The organism is Litoreibacter sp. GN1-5 (assembly GCF_055693805.1).
In genome coordinates this window covers 923,933-939,880 of record NZ_JBVFUP010000001.1, presented here as the reverse complement: position 1 = coordinate 939,880, position 15,948 = coordinate 923,933, and the positions used below count along the sequence as shown (strand labels likewise).

Annotated in this window: 15 protein-coding genes; 12 read left to right on the top strand and 3 right to left on the bottom strand. The window is 53.9% G+C overall.

The window, feature by feature from the left end; translation table 11 throughout:
• Positions 1-71: 71 nt before the first annotated feature.
• From ACZ1HF_RS04815 to ACZ1HF_RS04785, 7 genes are all read left to right on the top strand, one after another.
• Positions 72-1,256 carry an ABC transporter substrate-binding protein gene (locus tag ACZ1HF_RS04815; RefSeq protein ID WP_472656435.1) on the top strand — a complete coding sequence of 395 codons (1,185 nt, stop codon included), beginning with the start codon at positions 72-74 and terminating at the stop codon, positions 1,254-1,256.
• 10 nt (positions 1,257-1,266) lie between these two features.
• On the top strand, positions 1,267-2,241 hold the full coding sequence (locus tag ACZ1HF_RS04810) for a YVTN family beta-propeller repeat protein (RefSeq protein WP_472656434.1): 975 nt from the start codon (positions 1,267-1,269) through the stop codon (positions 2,239-2,241).
• A 17-nt stretch (positions 2,242-2,258) separates the two neighbouring features.
• Entirely contained in the window at positions 2,259-2,690 is a 432-nt protein-coding gene (locus ACZ1HF_RS04805; RefSeq protein WP_472656433.1) for a cupredoxin domain-containing protein, read from the top strand.
• A gap of 95 nt (positions 2,691-2,785) precedes the next feature.
• Positions 2,786-3,202, top strand: coding sequence for a thiosulfate oxidation carrier protein SoxY (locus tag ACZ1HF_RS04800; RefSeq protein WP_472656432.1), 417 nt, complete (start codon positions 2,786-2,788; stop codon positions 3,200-3,202).
• Positions 3,202-3,543 (top strand): thiosulfate oxidation carrier complex protein SoxZ, encoded by a 342-nt coding sequence (gene soxZ, locus ACZ1HF_RS04795; protein ID WP_472656431.1) that lies wholly within the window; start codon positions 3,202-3,204, stop codon positions 3,541-3,543. The genes ACZ1HF_RS04800 and soxZ overlap by 1 nt, the downstream gene beginning before the upstream one ends.
• 10 nt (positions 3,544-3,553) lie before the next feature.
• Positions 3,554-3,832: a c-type cytochrome gene (locus tag ACZ1HF_RS04790; RefSeq protein ID WP_472656430.1), complete on the top strand. Its 279-nt coding sequence runs from the start codon at positions 3,554-3,556 to the stop codon at positions 3,830-3,832.
• A 30-nt stretch (positions 3,833-3,862) separates the two neighbouring features.
• Entirely contained in the window at positions 3,863-5,134 is a 1,272-nt protein-coding gene (locus ACZ1HF_RS04785) for an FCSD flavin-binding domain-containing protein (RefSeq protein WP_472656429.1), read from the top strand.
• 4 nt (positions 5,135-5,138) lie between these two features.
• Here the strand turns inward: ACZ1HF_RS04785 and ACZ1HF_RS04780 are convergent, their stop codons facing one another.
• Positions 5,139-5,636, bottom strand: a complete 498-nt coding sequence (locus ACZ1HF_RS04780; protein ID WP_472656428.1) for a hypothetical protein — start codon at positions 5,634-5,636, stop codon at positions 5,139-5,141.
• The gene (locus ACZ1HF_RS04775; protein WP_472656427.1) at positions 5,633-6,352 is read right to left on the bottom strand and encodes a helix-turn-helix transcriptional regulator; all 720 of its coding nucleotides are present in this window, start codon (positions 6,350-6,352) and stop codon (positions 5,633-5,635) included. The genes ACZ1HF_RS04780 and ACZ1HF_RS04775 overlap by 4 nt, the downstream gene beginning before the upstream one ends.
• 754 nt (positions 6,353-7,106) lie before the next feature.
• Here ACZ1HF_RS04775 and ACZ1HF_RS04770 point away from each other — a divergent pair.
• The 5 genes from ACZ1HF_RS04770 (at position 7,107) to ACZ1HF_RS04750 (ending at position 14,294) form a co-directional block, all read left to right on the top strand.
• Positions 7,107-8,828 carry a hypothetical protein gene (locus ACZ1HF_RS04770; protein ID WP_472656426.1) on the top strand — a complete coding sequence of 574 codons (1,722 nt, stop codon included), beginning with the start codon at positions 7,107-7,109 and terminating at the stop codon, positions 8,826-8,828.
• A gap of 131 nt (positions 8,829-8,959) precedes the next feature.
• A complete protein-coding gene (locus ACZ1HF_RS04765; RefSeq protein ID WP_472656425.1) occupies positions 8,960-9,256 on the top strand; it encodes a hypothetical protein in 297 nt (98 codons plus the stop codon).
• A 95-nt stretch (positions 9,257-9,351) separates the two neighbouring features.
• A complete protein-coding gene (locus tag ACZ1HF_RS04760; RefSeq protein ID WP_472656424.1) occupies positions 9,352-10,944 on the top strand; it encodes a type I secretion protein ATPase in 1,593 nt (530 codons plus the stop codon).
• A gap of 127 nt (positions 10,945-11,071) precedes the next feature.
• Positions 11,072-12,961, top strand: coding sequence for a type I secretion system permease/ATPase (locus ACZ1HF_RS04755; protein WP_472656423.1), 1,890 nt, complete (start codon positions 11,072-11,074; stop codon positions 12,959-12,961).
• Complete coding sequence (locus tag ACZ1HF_RS04750; RefSeq protein ID WP_472656422.1) at positions 12,954-14,294, top strand: HlyD family type I secretion periplasmic adaptor subunit; 1,341 nt, start codon at positions 12,954-12,956, stop codon at positions 14,292-14,294. The genes ACZ1HF_RS04755 and ACZ1HF_RS04750 overlap by 8 nt, the downstream gene beginning before the upstream one ends.
• Before the next feature lie 9 nt (positions 14,295-14,303).
• Here the strand turns inward: ACZ1HF_RS04750 and guaA are convergent, their stop codons facing one another.
• Positions 14,304-15,875, bottom strand: a complete 1,572-nt coding sequence (gene guaA, locus ACZ1HF_RS04745) for a glutamine-hydrolyzing GMP synthase (protein ID WP_472656421.1) — start codon at positions 15,873-15,875, stop codon at positions 14,304-14,306.
• Positions 15,876-15,948 lie beyond the last annotated feature (73 nt).

Here is a 15,948-nt window from a genome sequence, read left to right as displayed (position 1 = left end):
GAGCCAAAAGTATCGGTTCCTGTTGCTGCTGAGTTCAAGGCAGGATCATTGTAACGGAAGGGAGGTTCCGCTTGCGATTCATTCTTGGGTACTTGCTTGTAATTATGCTGTGCGGTGCATTCAGTGCCCCGGCGGTTGCTTTTGAAATCAAGGCAGCCGTTTTGCGCGTGGATTACCCAACGCTCCTACCAATCTCGCGCTATGATTTGAAGCCAGATGATCTTGGTTTTGCCGGGGCGATATTGGCAAATGAGGACAACCAGACCACAGGTGGGTTCCTTGGGATGGAATTCACCGTTGAACATGTCGCAACCTCGCCCGAGGACGCGGAGGCGAAACTTGACGAGATTATCGAAAGCGGCATTCAACTGATTGTTGTCATGGCAAATGCACCAGATCTGCTGCGATTGGCAGATCGCGCCGGGGACGATGTTCTGGTGATCAATGCGAATACGCGTGATACGACCCTGCGCGATGATCAATGCCGGGCAAATATGATCCATGTGGCCCCGAGCAATGCAATGATTGCTGATGCGGTGTCGCAATTTGCCATCTGGAAGAAATGGTCGCGCTGGTTTCTGATACAGGGTTCTAACCCCGCAGATCAGGCCCTTGGCGATGCCTATCGCAAATCAGCGGCCAAATTCGGTGCCAAGATCGTTGAAGAGCGGGAGTTTGAAGATACTGGCGGATCGCGGCGCACAGATACAGGCCATGTGCTGGTGCAACGTCAAATTCCAGTCTTCACCCAAGGCGCGGCAGATCATGATGTGGTCATCGCAGCGGATGCATCGGATGTGTTCGGACTCTATTTGCCGTTCCATCTTTGGGATCCGCGCCCTGTTCTGGGGTCTGGTGGGCTGCGCCCGGTGACGTTCCATCCGGCCCATGAAGCCTGGGGCGCGACCCAGTTTCAAAGACGTTTCGAAGAAGTTGCCAAGCGCTTTGTCCAGGAAGTGGATTACGAAGTCTGGTTGTCCCTCAGAGTTATCGGCGAAGCCGTGACCCGCACCAGTAGTAACGCGCCAACGGTGCTAAAGGACTATATCCTTGGTGATGAGTTTGAGTTGGCAGCCTTTAAGGGCCGAAAAGTGACGTTTCGCCCGTGGAATGGTCAGATGCGGCAACCGTTGATCCTGACCGATAGTAAATTGACTGTCAGCGTCTCGCCGCAGGAGGGGTACCTGCATCAACGCTCAACTCTGGATACATTGGGGCTGGATGAACCGGAATCCGCCTGTCAAGCGTTCAAGTGAAAGGTACACAATGAAACTTACTTTTGCTCTGACTGCATTAAGTCTTGCGCTCGTATCTCCGGCCTTGGCCAATAAGGTCTATGTCAGCAATGAAAAGGGCAACACGATCACGGTGATCGACAGCGAAACCTGGGAGGTGATAACCGAGTTCAATGCGGGCAACAGGCCACGCGGGATCGGGATCAGCCCCGATGGTAAACATCTGTATGTCTGCGCGTCTGATGATGACACGGTCCGGGTCTTTGATGCTGAAACCTATGAAGAACTCTGGACGCTGCCTTCTGGCCCCGACCCGGAGCTGTTTACGATCCACCCGTCGGGAAAGTTGCTTTATATCGCCAATGAAGACGACAATCTTGTGACTGTAGTGGATACGGAAAAGCGTGTGGTCGTGGCTGAAATACCCGTTGGGGTCGAGCCGGAGGGTATGGCAATCAGCCCAGACAGTAAGTTCGTGATCAATACGTCCGAGACCACCAACATGGCGCATTTCATTGACACGAGTGATTACAAGATCAAGCATAACGTGCTGGTGGATCAACGTCCGCGCTATGCTGTCTATACGGATGATGGCGATAAGCTGTTTGTCAGCTCCGAGATCGGCGGCACGGTCAGCGTCATCAATCCGAATGCCGAAGGCGGGCCAGTGGTTGACACCAAGATCGGGTTTGAAGTGGCAGGCGTGCAGCCGGAATGGCTGCAACCGGTTGGCATGAAAGTCACCGCTGATAATAAATGGCTTTTTGTAGCACTTGGCCCCGCAAACCGGGTTGCAGTCATCGATGCGCAAAGCAACGAGGTGGTCGATTATATCCTTGTCGGACAGCGCGTGTGGCAACTGGCCTTCACGCCGGACCAGAAATTTCTGATCACAACGAATGGTAATTCCAATGATGTAACCGTCATTGATGTCGATGCGCAAAAGGCACTGAAATCCATAGAGGTCGGCCAACAGCCATGGGGCGTTGTGGTTGCCCCCGATTGAACAGGAAGGAAATCTATATGCAGCTGAAATTCTTATCCGCCCTTGTGGTAACTCTGACCGCGGCCCCAGCACTGGCCCATGATTTTGGATTTGCCGGCATTTTGTCCAACTCGAACAAGGAAGAGCTGCCAGAACTGATCCTCTCTGTTGGTAAGCCAATTTCCGAAGAGCCGTTGGTTTTGAAATCTGGCACCGCTTATGAGATCGAGATCGTCTCTGACGGAACCGGGGAGCTCGCGCTTGAAGGGTCGGGATTCTTTCGGGCGATCTGGATTAACGAGATCGTTGTGAACGGTCTGGAAATCCGGCCCTTTGGGATCGAGAGCGTTGAGTTTGACGAAGAAGGGACAATGGAAATCGAATTTATCGCCATTAAGCCGGGGCAATATTTCCTGAAACAGCCGGGGTCTTCCGGGGAAGGGCAGCGCGTTGAAATCACGATTCAGTAGTGGCGCTGTACCAGCTAATACGGCTCTACACGGTGTTTTGATCGACTTTTTGTGAGGGATTTGCCTATCATGGGCAAAATTGGGAGGACGAGGTTATGGCCGTTTCGCGCCGCACCGCCCTTGTTATAGGATCCGCAACGCTGGCTGGCGTTGCGATGCGCGGTGCGCTTGCAAGTGCCGATGACGACGTAATCCAGAATTTCACCGATGGCGCAGACATTTCCGACGGTGGCGTTGAGATAGAGATCGAAACCTTCGTTGATGACGGGCATTTTGTTCCCATCAAGGTATCCGCCAAGAATGCAACTGCGATTGGCCTTTATGCGCTACTAAATCCTCATAAGGAACTTGCTGTTTTCAATTTTGGCCCTTTGTCCGCGACGCCGTCCATATCAACCCGTATCAGGTTGGCGACAAGCCAGGACGTTATTGCTCTTGCCCGGATGGAGGACGGCACTTTCCGCCGTGCATCACAGGCAGTGACCGTCGCAATCGGAGGCTGTAACGTCTGATGGCCGATGGCGTCAAAACCCGCATCAAACTGCCTGCAACAGCACAAGCGGGCGATGTAATTGTTGTTAAAACCCAAATTACCCATCGTATGGAAAACGGGTATCGTAAAGATGGTGATGGCAACATTATCCCGCGCTCGATCATCAACCGGTTTACCTGCATGCTCAACGGTGAAAGCGTGATCGACATCAAGATGGAGCCGTCTATTTCGACCAACCCCTATTTCAAATTTGAGGTGAAACTGCCTGAAACCCTTATGGATGAGGGGCGTTTAACGTTCACCTGGTATGATGATGACGGGGCAATCTATGATGCTGTGCGGACCATTGCGGTCACGTGATCTCAGATACATGTGCGCTTGCATCTACCTGCTTATGGCGGGCGACGCTTTAGCAGATAATACAGAGCTGGGCGCCTATCTGAGTTCGGAATGTATAACATGCCATCGCCAGGATGGTGATGCGGATGGCATTCCTGCAATCTCTGGTTGGACTACCGAAAACTTCACGACAACAATGAAAGAATACAGGTCCGGGCAAAGGGCACATCCTGTAATGCATCTTATCGCAGCTCGGCTGTCAGATGATGAGATCGCAGCGCTTGCCGCCTACTTTAAAAGTCTTGAATAGAGGCGGCCATATTACCGGGGGAGGGCGAAAATGACAGTTAACAGACGCACTGTAATAGGGTCGGCAACGGCGATGGCCGCGCTCGGTTCGATGAAAATGACATTGGCCGACAGCCACAGGAAGCCCACAGTTGTAGTGGTCGGCGGTGGTGCTGGCGGTGCAACGGCGGCGCGATACATTGCCAAGGATAGCGCGGGCGGTATTAACGTTGTTCTAATAGAGCCTACGCGTACCTATTATAGCTGCTTTTTCTCAAATCTTTACATCGGTGGGTTCCGTGATTTTGAGTCTATCGGTCATACCTATGGCAAGCTGGCGGCGGATTTCGGGATCAATGTCGTGCATGACTGGGCTGTCGGGGTAGACCGCGACGCAAAAACTGTCGCGCTTGCCGGGGGTGGTGCGGTTCCTTACGACAAGTTGATCCTGAGCCCCGGAATTGACTTCGTCAACGGTGCCGTAGAAGGCTGGGATATTACGTCTCAACACGCGATGCCCCATGCCTATAAGGCTGGATCACAAACGGAATTACTGCGGGCGCAGGTGCTGGCTATGCCGCAGGGCGGTATTTATGCGATGGTCGCTCCGCCCAATCCCTATCGTTGCCCGCCGGGCCCCTATGAGCGCGTCTCGATGGTGGCCCATATTCTGAAGCAGGCCAATCCAACCGCAAAAATCATCATCGCGGACCCTAAGCCCAAATTCTCGAAAATGGCGTTGTTTGAGGAAGGGTGGGGCGACCATTACGCTGGTATGATCGATTGGATCGGTGAGGATTTCGGCGGCGGCAATGTCTCGGTCAACCCGAAAGAGATGACGCTGTCGATTGATGGGGAAGTTACGAAAGTTGATGTGTGTAACGTCATTCCCGCGATGAAAGCCGGTCACATTGCCCATCAAGCCAGTCTTACCGAGGGCAATTGGGTTCCCGTGAACGCCGCCGATATGAGCAGCAAGGCGGATGGTGATATCTATGTACTGGGCGATGCAAGCCAACAAGGAGATATGCCAAAATCGGCATTCTCGGCCAATAGTCAGGCGAAAATCTGTGCTAATGCAATCCGCGGTGCGCTGACGGGGTCAAGCGTGTTTCCTGCGCGCTTTTCCAACACATGCTGGTCTCTTATTGGACCAGAAAACGGTGTGAAAGTTGGCGCAACCTATGAGGCAACACCAGAAAAGATTGCCCGTGTTGACGGTTTCATTTCGCAGATTGGCGAAAGCTCTGAACTGCGCAAGGAAACTTACAAAGAATCCGTCGCTTGGTATTCCGCAATCAGTGCAGACATATTTGGCGCGTAAGATCTCAGCTTGGATAATCGAAATCCCGGACGATGTTCCAAATGCTTTTATTGATGTCCTTTAACTGCGCAATTGCCGCCTCTATTTCGTCAATAGCAACGTCATCCAACGCGTTCACTTGTCCTATCTTAATGCTGTCCTTGCGATCAGCAATGCGCATCAAAATAGAACTGGGATTTCCACTGTCCGGATCAAATGCGTAAATGCAGTGGTTGTAGCGATTTCGCAGTGCCGAAAGCTTCATGATCTGCGAGGTCGTCTCGAGGATGCGTTTGCGTTCCGTGGGGCTGGTCTTGTCCATCTTTGCAAGGCGTTGAACAAGATCAATGCGGGCACGGCTGGTGTTTAACGTCAGAAACAACACCAATGCCGTGTCCTTGTCGATCTTGCACAACCCCGCAATCAGGTGGATCAACAGGCTTTCCGTGTTGGTCCATGCGTAGTTCAGCTTGCCCACGGCCAGCAAGAAAGTATCAAAGCTTATCTGGCTCTGATCGGTCATCCTGTCATTTGATCTGTAAGGCTCTTGGCGCGCGCGTGATACCAGACAGCCGCTTCAGTTCGGTTATTGACGCCAAGCTTTGCGATAACATGATGAATGTGCAGCTTGACGGTATGCTCGGACAACTCCAGCTCTGCTGCGATGATCTTGTTTTGCTTACCCTCCGATACCAGTGCAAGAACCTCTTGTTCGCGGCAGGTCAGGGCATCGCCCGTGTTGCTGTTGTCCTGAGTGGACTCGCAAGGGCTGCGCGGAGCAACAGCCACATCGCTCAGCAATTCACGCGGTAGATAATCCTCTCCGCATAACATCAGGCGGAGAATCGACAGCCAATTGTCGAACTGAACATTCATCGGCAGGAAGCTGATTTGCGCTATCGTGGCATTCTGTACCTGATCCAGAAGTACCTTTTGGGCAATGAAGGCGTGCCGGTAGGCCAACACAAAAACAGCGTTTGGAAAGCTGTCCTGCAATTCCGCCAAGGATTGGGTAAGCTCACAAACCAGCATTTCATCAACAATGATCGCAAGCACCTGACTACGGGTGCTTATGTCCAGTTGATACGTCTCTTGAAGCGAATTTGCACGGTCGAATTTGATATCTGCAAATTCAGAAGCCGCCATGCGAATGACTGTTTCAGAAAAATTGAGGGCGGTGCCAATAAACAGAACATAAGGTTCTGTATTATGACCTACGTGGTCGATTTTCATACTCATTATCTCTCTACTATGTCCCACCAAAATAGATCGCAGGAGGAAACGGGTTACTCGGTCTTATAGGGCTTCGACTTAATTGGTCTGTTTAGAAGCCCGGGTAACAATGGTATCGAATGACAGTATATGTCCGGTTATTTTGTTAAATTGGTGCTCCGAAATATATATGCACGGATAACCATTATTCCTAAATATGCAGTCTCGAATCGTTTAATATTTAAGCATAATAGCATTAAATCGAAGCATTGTCGCCAATTTCGATCAAATGGTCAAAAACCACTATGGGCCAGTCGTGCTAACATATTGAAGAGGGTGACTAGATTCGTAGTCGCTTTCGGATAGGCTGAATATAGACCGTTTGGTTATCAGAAAAATATTCCGTATATTTTACAATGCGTTGGAGATGCAAAGTAATACACCCTTATTCTATCTTTTCTGACACCGCCCCCGAGTGAGATGCTGAATGCGCCGTAATTGTTATGCGGCGTGTTCGGTAATGCAGAGCGTTGCTGACAGTGTGAAACGGAATGAGTTTAGGTATTTTTTGCCTCCCATACGGCGTCACTCTTGTCTTCTGCGCACTGCCCGTAACAGGGGGTGGTATTACGTAGAAATCAAGTTTGCACTTGGGATGTTTCTGAATCGAGACTTCGTTCAGCGCATCCAAACTTCATCAAAAAATCCAAATCGGCGCATGCGCGTTTATCGCTTTTGAAATGAGTGGCGATCGGCCAAGCGCCTTAAAGGGAGAAATCCTATGTCTAATCGTCAATTATATATGTGGCCATGGAGTACCGGCCATCAGAGTCAGGATCAGGAACAAGATCAGGACCAAACTCAGGCTCAAGCCGAACTTCAGGCACAGCTACAAGGCCAAGGTCAGCACCAGTCATCGTCGAGTGAAAATGATAACGACAATGAAAATGCGAACGGCAATGGTAATGGCAACCTGAACGGCAACGGCAATTTGAATGGCAATGGGAACCATAACGGAAATGGCAACCATAACGCCAATGCCAGCTCAAACGCCAACGCCAATGGTAATGCGAACGGCAATGCCAATCTCAATGGCAACCTGAACGGCAACCACAACTCAAATCACAATTCGAATACAAGCGATGTGGATGTTGATGTGAGTGTTGATATCGGGTTGGACGGGTTTGATCCATCTGATGATGACTTTGCTGACATCGACCTGAGCAACTCAACCACCGGCGACATCATCATGGCGCAGGGGGATATCGACTATAACCCCGGCAATGACATGAACCTTGAGGATATCCTTGGGGATGCGCTGAACGGTGCCGGGAATGATACCGGTACGGTCAACGCCATGTCCAACAACCTGGTGGACAATGACACGCTGGAAAATGCGACTGTCGGCGGCACTCTGACACAGACCAATACGTCAACGGGCGGAACTGCAACCGCTGATGATGGTATTGATGCTGGTGCAGGTGGCGGCGAAGGTGGCGGCGATGCTGAAGCCAATGGCGCGGGTGCTCTGGGTGGTCTTGCCGGTGGCGGTCATGCTGCAGGTGGCGACGCAACCAGCGGTGGCCGTGGTGATACAAGCTCAACCGGAGGCATAGGTGCCAGCGGCGGTAACGCGGCGGCCATCGGTGTCGGTCTTGGTCTGGGCTCTGCGGGTGCTGGTGCAAACGCCGAGGGTGGTGATGGCGGCGACGCCGGATCAATCGGCGCAGGCTTTGGCGGTGGTGTCGGGCTTGCTGGATCATCCGCTGACAGCGGTGATACCGGTGACGCAAGCGGCCTTGGTGCCGGACTGGCTGGCGCTGGATCAAGCGCAGATAGTGGCGATGGCGGCGACGCCGGTGCCATTGGTGTAGGCCTTGGCCTGCTGGGCCTTGGTTTGGCTGGTGCCGGCGGCGGTGACAGTGGCGATGCCACATCCGATGCAGATGCGGGTGGTATTGGCCTTGGTGCCGGCAGCAGCGGTGACAGCGGCGACGCGACATCCGATGCTAACGCAGATGGCATTGGTCTTGGCGCTGGTATGGGCGGTGATGCAACCGCCGGTGACGGCGGGACCGCAGATGCCATGGCTGACGCGATGAACACTGCAACCGGCGACGGTGGAACCAATGAAGCCTACGCTGGCGACGGCGGTGACGGCTACGGCGGTGAGACCTGGGGCGGCACCACTGGTGACGCGCTTGGCGGCCACGCACTTGCTGGCGGCGGTTACGCCGGTGGTAACACTGGCGGCGCGGGTGGCATGGCTACAACCGGCGACGGTGGGGCTGGCGGAAATGCTGGCATGTGGGGCTCAAACAATGGTGACGACGGATTTGTCACCGGTGAGTCCTTTGCCTCGGCAGCTTCTGCTATTGAGACAACTGCCTTCAACCAGAGCATCGTCATGGGCGCCAATGTCCTTGGCAACACTGTTGATATGAATGTGGTCGGTGGCTCCATGAGCTCCACCTATGTCGGCGACGATAGCGACGGCGTGTAAGTTAACACCCTCCCGAGCGCGATCCTTTCGCGCTCGGGGGATTTAACATCGGTTCACATCCGGTTTTGCGTGAACCAACCTGTGTTTTTTAGTGAGTACAAGGCAGACATTTTTCTAAAAAGGATGCCGTTATGATTATGGATAAAACGACCGAGATCGTCGCCCATTTTGTTGGATTGTTCCATATCGCTGTTGAAGAAGAACGACTGCGGATCGAGTATGACAAGTTCAAGGCTTTGCAAGATCAAAATGACGATTACGGACCTCTTCTGAACATCGACATAAATCTCCACGCGCCCTACGCGTTGGAAGATTTCAACGGACAGATCAGATACACAGCGCCAGAGCGGATGCATGATGCCCCCCTGCGCAGAACATCTATCCCAATCAGATTTCTCTGCCATTGCCGCAGGAATTTTCTCAGATAGCCCCAATTCCAGAGCAGCCGGAGCCGATAATCTTTCTCGGACCCTCTGGCGCTCAAGCCGAATTGCGGCTGTCCCCGGCAAGCTCGGTCATAACGGTGACGTACCAGATCGCGTATCTGTCAGATAACGATTTGATCACATTCGGCCATGGCACCGAATTTATCGCCCCCGAGGTGTTTTTGGAACAGTTGCACACGCTGGCCGGACTGGCGCATTCGATCAATGGCGTTGATATAGGCGACGTCCCCGATACGGGGGACGAAAGCCTGGAATATGCGCTCACGGTGCGGACCGAGATCAGCAATGCCACCGCGCCAGAAATGGCCGGATTGTCCGTCTATATCGCCCATGGCTCCGGTGCTCATGGCATGTATCACAATGGCGAAGCCGTCGAAGAGCTGGCCACAATCACCGATCTCATGCCCGCCCATCATCAGCCAGAGGAAACGGAGGATAATCCGGAGCTTGAGAACCTGGATCCAACCCCGGACAATCCGGCACTTGATCAATTCGATGTTGATCCCGGCCATGAGGTCGTCGCAGGTGGCAATCTTCTGGCAAATGAGGTGATAATCACAACCAACTGGCTGGACGCGCCGGTTATCTCTGTCATGGGCGATGTCGTCAACATTGATGCCATTAGTCAAGTCAATGTGTTGATCGATCACAATCTGTGTGTCAGCGCGACGCTGACAGATGGATCAAATGTTTTGAACCTTGCAAATATGGCGGTCAGCTCATCTGTCAGTGAAGACGATGTTACGGCAGACGCCGAGACATCCGAGCCGTCTTTTCCGTCCAATTGGGTTGTCGCACGGGTGGAGGCTGACATTGTTGCGGTCAATTGGGTGCAGCAATTCACATTCGCCACCGACACAGACCGGGCCGAGATCGAGTTTTCCGCTACGGATACATTTATCGATCTGGGTGACAATGTCATCGTCAATGCGGCCAGCCTGCTTGAGATCGGGTTTGGGTATGATTTGATCATTATCGGTGGCAACATGATCAATGTCAGCATGATCAATCAGACCAATGTGCTGCTCGACAATGATCAGGTGACGTATGGCGGCATCCATCCAGACTCTGTGACGATGGGTGACAACCTGCTTGTGAACTACGCCTCCCTCACAAGCGTTGGGTTGGACAGCTACACGGATATGACCGATCCATTCGCAAATGCGACCAACAGTCTCGCGGGCGGAGCGTCGAACATCACGCAGGACGTCGCGCATCAAGAGGTGTTTGAAGGCACGGAAGTCTTGCGGGTTCTCTATATCGAGGGCGATTTCACAACGCTGAATCTGGTCGACCAGACTAATATTCTGGGCGACGCAGATCAGGTGCATTTGGCGCTGAAAGAGTTCCATGCCGAAAACGGTGGCGAAATCACAGTAACAGCCGGATCCAACGCGCTGATCAATACAGCATCGGTTGCAGAATACGGTGTCGACTCGACCGTCTACGTTGGCGGCGAAGTCTATAGTGATGCTCTGCTTTATCAGGCCGAACTGATCGACACCGACGCCAATCCCAACGGAGTTGACCTGACACCGCTTGCGTCAGAGGCCGTTGTCTTTCTGGCGGATGACATGACCACGACCGAACAAGCAGACCAGACGCTGAGCGCCCCGGTCATCGAAGACGGGTCATCATCGCCCGACGTAATGCAAACAATGCTCGCATGACGCGCATGCCAAGGGACGTTGGAGACCTGTTGTGAAAGATTATGTAACACCTTCCGAAGGGACAAGCAGGGGTGACAGAACCTCTTCTCCTTTACTTTTGTCGCCGCTTCAGCGCGCTGAAAAGCCGATGTTCAAAAGAAGTGCGCCGCCAGTCAAAGGGCTTGGGCCCCAGATCGAGGGCAGGCCTGCTGCGCCTGCAAAGCCTGCTGACGCGCCACCCCCAGCGGATGGTGGAAAGGGAAATGGCGGTGGCGGTGGTGGAACACCGCAATTTCACAAACGCCTTGGCCCGGATCACTTCGCGCGCAATCTGAACGAGGGCAAGAAGGCTGTCCGCCGAAACCTCAGTTTCGTGATGGTGCTAACCTGCGCCACGAACCTTCTGATCCTTGCTATTCCAATCTACCTTTTCCAGATTTCCGACCGGGTTCTGACCAGCCGTTCCGTGGATACGCTGATCATGCTGACTGTGGTGATTGTCGGCGCCGTGATCCTTCAAGCCATCTTTGACGCCGTGCGCCGGTTTATCCTGATGCGTACCGCAGTCGAAGTCGCAGCGAGGCTGGGTGCCCCGGTTCTGAGCGCTGCGGCCCATGCCTCGCTGCATGGTAACGGGCGCGAATACCAGACGTTGGGCGATCTTCAGCAATTGCGCGGGTTTTTGGTCTCGGGCACGCTGATCTCGTTTCTGGATGTGCCCTTCGCGCCGTTGTTCATTCTGGCAATCTTTCTGGTTCACCCGCATCTGGGCCTGATCGTTGTGGTGACAGCGCTGCTGCTTCTGGTGATCGCCTTGGTCAATCAGAAGGTCACGGCAAAGCCTTTTGCCGAGGCGAATATCGCGCAGAGCAAGGCGAATATGCATCTCGATTCCATGTCGCGTAACAGCCAGATCATCAACGCTTTGGCCATGGTGCCCGAGGCGGTCACGATCTGGGGGCGCGACACGGCCGCCTCTCTCAAGGCGCAGGTATGTGCGCAAGACCGCAATATCGTATCTGCCGCTGTGTCCCGCGCGGTGCGTTTGCTGACACAAATCGGTATGCTTGGCTGGGGCGCGTATCTGGCCATTGACGGGCAGATCACTGGCGGCATGGTTATTGCGGCTTCGATCATCGCGGGCAGGGCGCTTGCTCCGATTGAGGGGGCGATCGAGGGTTGGAACGCCTTCCTTCTGTCGCGCGCAGCTTATGGCAGGATCACCAAGCTGATGAGTGCCTCTGCGCAAAAATATGAACGCCTGCGTTTGCCGCGCCCCGAAGGCCGTCTGGATGTCGAACGTCTGCTCTATGTGCCACACGGAACCAAGCAGGTGATCCTCAATGGCCTGAGCCTGAGCCTCAATCCGGGCGAAACGCTTGCCGTCATCGGCAATTCCGGGGCCGGGAAAACGACGCTTGGCAAGATGCTGGTGGGCTCAATTATTCCGACATCGGGCAATGTGCGACTGGACCTGATGGACCTGCGCAACTGGGATGAACGCCAGCTTGGCGAATGCATCGGTTATTTGCCGCAAGACGTGCAGCTCTTCCCCGGAACCATCAAAAACAACATTGGCCGGATGCGCGATGATGCAACGGATGAAGATATTCATCGTGCCGCGGTTCTGGCAGACGTGCATGAAATGATCGCGTCCCTTCCCCATGGATATGAGACGGTGGTGAGCGCCGATGGCTCCCCACTATCTGGTGGGCAAAAACAGCGTGTCGCACTTGCCCGCGCGTTTTTTGGCAACCCGAGACTTTTGGTTCTGGATGAGCCGAACTCCAACCTTGACGCCGCCGGGGACCGTGCGTTGGCAAATGCCATTCAACACGCCAAATCCAGCGGCATTACTGTTGTGGTGATCACGCAGAAGCCATCTTTGCTCAGCGCGGTCGACAAGATCATGCTGCTGGCCGACGGAAATGTCGCACTGTTTGGGCAGCGTGAACAGGTCCTGCAACAACTGGCGCAACGTAGCGGTGGGGGCAGTATTGGCCCGAGCGCCGCCAAAGGGGGTATCGCAAATGGCTGAGCTGTCCACACAGATTGTTCCCGCCGAATGGTATGACGAGGTGCCAAGGTCCATCTCAAAGCATGTCATCTTCGGATTGCTTCTTTTGGTTTTTTCTTTCGGCGGCTTCGGGCTTTGGGCGTTCCGCGCACCCTTGGCTGCGGCCGTGATTGCGCAGGGTAGTTTCGTGGCAACAGGTCATAACAAGATCGTACAACACCTGGAAGGCGGCATCATCAAGGACATTCTCGTAAACGAGGGTGAGGTCGTGGAGGCCGGACAGCCGATATTGCTGCTGGATGAAACCGCAGCGCTGGCCAATGAGCGGGAGCTGTTCTTGCGCCAGATCCGTCTTGAGGCAACCGAGGCCCGTATTCTAGCCGAATATGAACAGATCGACCGGTTGAAATTCCCGCAAGAGCTTATGGAACTGCGGGCCGATTACGAAGTGGCTGCCATCGTTGATGGGCAAATGGTTGCCTTCAACACGGCCCGACAAGGCCTGAAAAACGACATCGCCCTTCTGGAGCAAAACATCGAAGCGCTGACTGTGCGGGCCAGCGGATATGACCACCAGCTTGAGGCCACGCGCCAGCAACGTGATATTTTGCAGGAAGAGCTGGATAGCAAAAACGTTCTACTGGAAAAGGGGCTGGTCCGGAAGGTTGAGGTCAGCTCGATCCGCCGCGCGTTGGCTGAAGCTGAAGGGCAAATCGGTCGGTTCGAATCCGAAGTTCAAGAAGCCGAAGAAATCAGCAAGAAATATGAAACGCAGATTGAACAGACGCTGAGTGAGAATCGTAATGCCGCATTGGATGAATTACAGGTAGTACAGGCGGAACTGGACGGTATCCGTGAACAAATCCGCAAAGCTCAGAATATTTTGCAGCGCGCCGAGGTGATTGCGCCAGTTTCGGGCACTGTAATCAGGCTCTATTATCATACATCCGGCGGTGTTGTGGAAAGCGGTAAGGCCATTGCCGAAATCCTGCCAGCAAATGAACCGCTGATCATCGAAGTTCAGGTGCCGCGGACCGAGATTGACAGCGTCCATCAGGGCTTGGAAGCGACTGTGCGCCTGACAGCCCTGAACCAACGCATAACGCCCGTGCTGGACGGCGAAGTTTTCTATGTATCAGCCGACTCGATTGTGGATCGCAGTCAGGAACTTGCGCCGGAGGTCTATATTGCACGTGTGTCCATTTCGGCGGATGAGTTGCAGCGCGTTCGTGGATTTTCTCCTACGCCTGGCATGCCCGTCGAGATCATGATTCAAACCGCTGAGCGGACTTTCTTTCAGTATCTGACGAAACCCATAACCGATAGCATGACCCGCGCATTCCGCGAGCAGTAGCGCTGAAAACTATTCCCATTCGATTGTGCCGGGCGGTTTCGATGTGATGTCATAAGTTACGCGGTTGATGCCCGGCACTTCATTGATAATCCGCGTAGCCGTTTCGCCCAGAAATTCATGGGTGAAGGGGTAATAATCAGCGGTCATCCCATCAACGGATGTGACGGCACGCAGCGCACAGGCAAAGTCATAGGTGCGCCCGTCGCCCATAACGCCGACAGTTTTTACCGGCAAAATGGCAGTAAACGCTTGCCAGATCTCATCATACAGGCCGTGCTTGCGGATCTGGTCGATATAGACGGCATCCGCTTCGCGCAGGATATCCAGTTTTTGCCGCGTGATTTCTCCAGGGCAGCGGATTGCAAGGCCGGGGCCGGGGAAGGGATGGCGACCGATAAAGCTGTCGGGCAAGCCAAGCTCACGGCCAAGGGCGCGCACCTCGTCCTTGAACAGCTCTCGCAGGGGTTCGACCAGTTTCATCCCCATCTTTTCGGGCAGGCCCCCAACATTATGGTGCGATTTGATTGTAACGGATGGACCGCCCGAGAAACTGACGCTTTCGATCACATCGGGATAAAGCGTGCCTTGCGCCAAAAACTCAGCTCCGCCGATCTCTTTGGCGTGCTTTTCAAAGACGTCGATAAACAGCTTCCCGATAATTTTTCTTTTTGTTTCAGGATCACTTACGCTGTCAAGTTCACCTAAAAACAATTCACTTTCATCCGCATGGATCAAGGGCAGATTGTAATGCTCGCGGAACATGCCGACGACTTCGGCAGACTCGTTCTTGCGCATCAAACCGTGGTCCACGTACACGCAGGTAAGCTGCGCGCCTATGGCCTCGTGGATCAGAACGGCAGCGACCGAGCTGTCGACACCGCCGGACAATGCACAAATCACACGACCATCGCCGACCTGATCGCGGATCGCGGCAATTGCCTGTTCACGATAAGCGCCCATGGTCCAGTCGCCAGTGAAGCCCGCCATTTTAACGAAGTTCTCATATAGCTTCGCCCCGTTGGGTGTATGATGCACCTCTGGGTGAAATTGCACAGCATAGAAATTGCGCGCTGTATCGGCGGTGATTGCATAGGGGGCATTTGGTGAGGTGCCATAGACCTCAAACCCCGGCGCGATACGGGCGACATGGTCGCCATGGGACATCCAGACCTGTTCTTTATCTTCTTTGAACCAACCATCCAACAAGGGCAGGCGGCCTTCGGGTGATACATAGGCGCGACCAAATTCAGCCGTTCCGTGACCGCGTGTCACCTCACCGCCCAGCATCTGCATCATCACCTGTTGCCCATAGCAGATCCCTAGAATTGGCACGCCAAGCTCAAACACAGCGTCCGGCGGGCGGGGGGAGCCATCGTCAATAACCGAACACGGCCCGCCCGAGAAAATCACCGCCTTGGGAGCGAAGCCTTTCAGGAAAGCTGCGTCAACTAATTGAAATGGATGGATTTCGCAGTAAACGTTGAGTTCCCGCAAACGCCGGGCAATCAGTTGCGTAACCTGGCTGCCGAAATCGATGATCAGCAATCGGTCATGGTCGGGGGCAATGTTCAGATCGGTCATGGCGTCTGATAGGCCGGGCAGAGCAAGCGTGCAAGTGGGTATGGGGCCGGTCGAGGTTTGGGTCGCTCTCAGT

Excerpts from the sequence above, each read along its gene's own strand:
- ACZ1HF_RS04780 (WP_472656428.1), bottom strand. The coding sequence starts at position 5,636 with ATGACCGATCAGAGCCAGATAAGCTTTGATACTTTCTTGCTGGCCGTG.
- ACZ1HF_RS04810 (WP_472656434.1), top strand. The coding sequence starts at position 1,267 with ATGAAACTTACTTTTGCTCTGACTGCATTAAGTCTTGCGCTCGTATCT.
- ACZ1HF_RS04790 (WP_472656430.1), top strand. The coding sequence starts at position 3,554 with ATGTGCGCTTGCATCTACCTGCTTATGGCGGGCGACGCTTTAGCAGAT.
- ACZ1HF_RS04765 (WP_472656425.1), top strand. The coding sequence starts at position 8,960 with ATGATTATGGATAAAACGACCGAGATCGTCGCCCATTTTGTTGGATTG.
- guaA (WP_472656421.1), bottom strand. The coding sequence starts at position 15,875 with ATGACCGATCTGAACATTGCCCCCGACCATGACCGATTGCTGATCATC.
- ACZ1HF_RS04775 (WP_472656427.1), bottom strand. The coding sequence starts at position 6,352 with ATGAGTATGAAAATCGACCACGTAGGTCATAATACAGAACCTTATGTT.
- ACZ1HF_RS04800 (WP_472656432.1), top strand. The coding sequence starts at position 2,786 with ATGGCCGTTTCGCGCCGCACCGCCCTTGTTATAGGATCCGCAACGCTG.
- ACZ1HF_RS04785 (WP_472656429.1), top strand. The coding sequence starts at position 3,863 with ATGACAGTTAACAGACGCACTGTAATAGGGTCGGCAACGGCGATGGCC.
- ACZ1HF_RS04750 (WP_472656422.1), top strand. The coding sequence starts at position 12,954 with ATGGCTGAGCTGTCCACACAGATTGTTCCCGCCGAATGGTATGACGAG.
- ACZ1HF_RS04805 (WP_472656433.1), top strand. The coding sequence starts at position 2,259 with ATGCAGCTGAAATTCTTATCCGCCCTTGTGGTAACTCTGACCGCGGCC.
- ACZ1HF_RS04755 (WP_472656423.1), top strand. The coding sequence starts at position 11,072 with ATGTTCAAAAGAAGTGCGCCGCCAGTCAAAGGGCTTGGGCCCCAGATC.
- soxZ (WP_472656431.1), top strand. The coding sequence starts at position 3,202 with ATGGCCGATGGCGTCAAAACCCGCATCAAACTGCCTGCAACAGCACAA.
- ACZ1HF_RS04770 (WP_472656426.1), top strand. The coding sequence starts at position 7,107 with ATGTCTAATCGTCAATTATATATGTGGCCATGGAGTACCGGCCATCAG.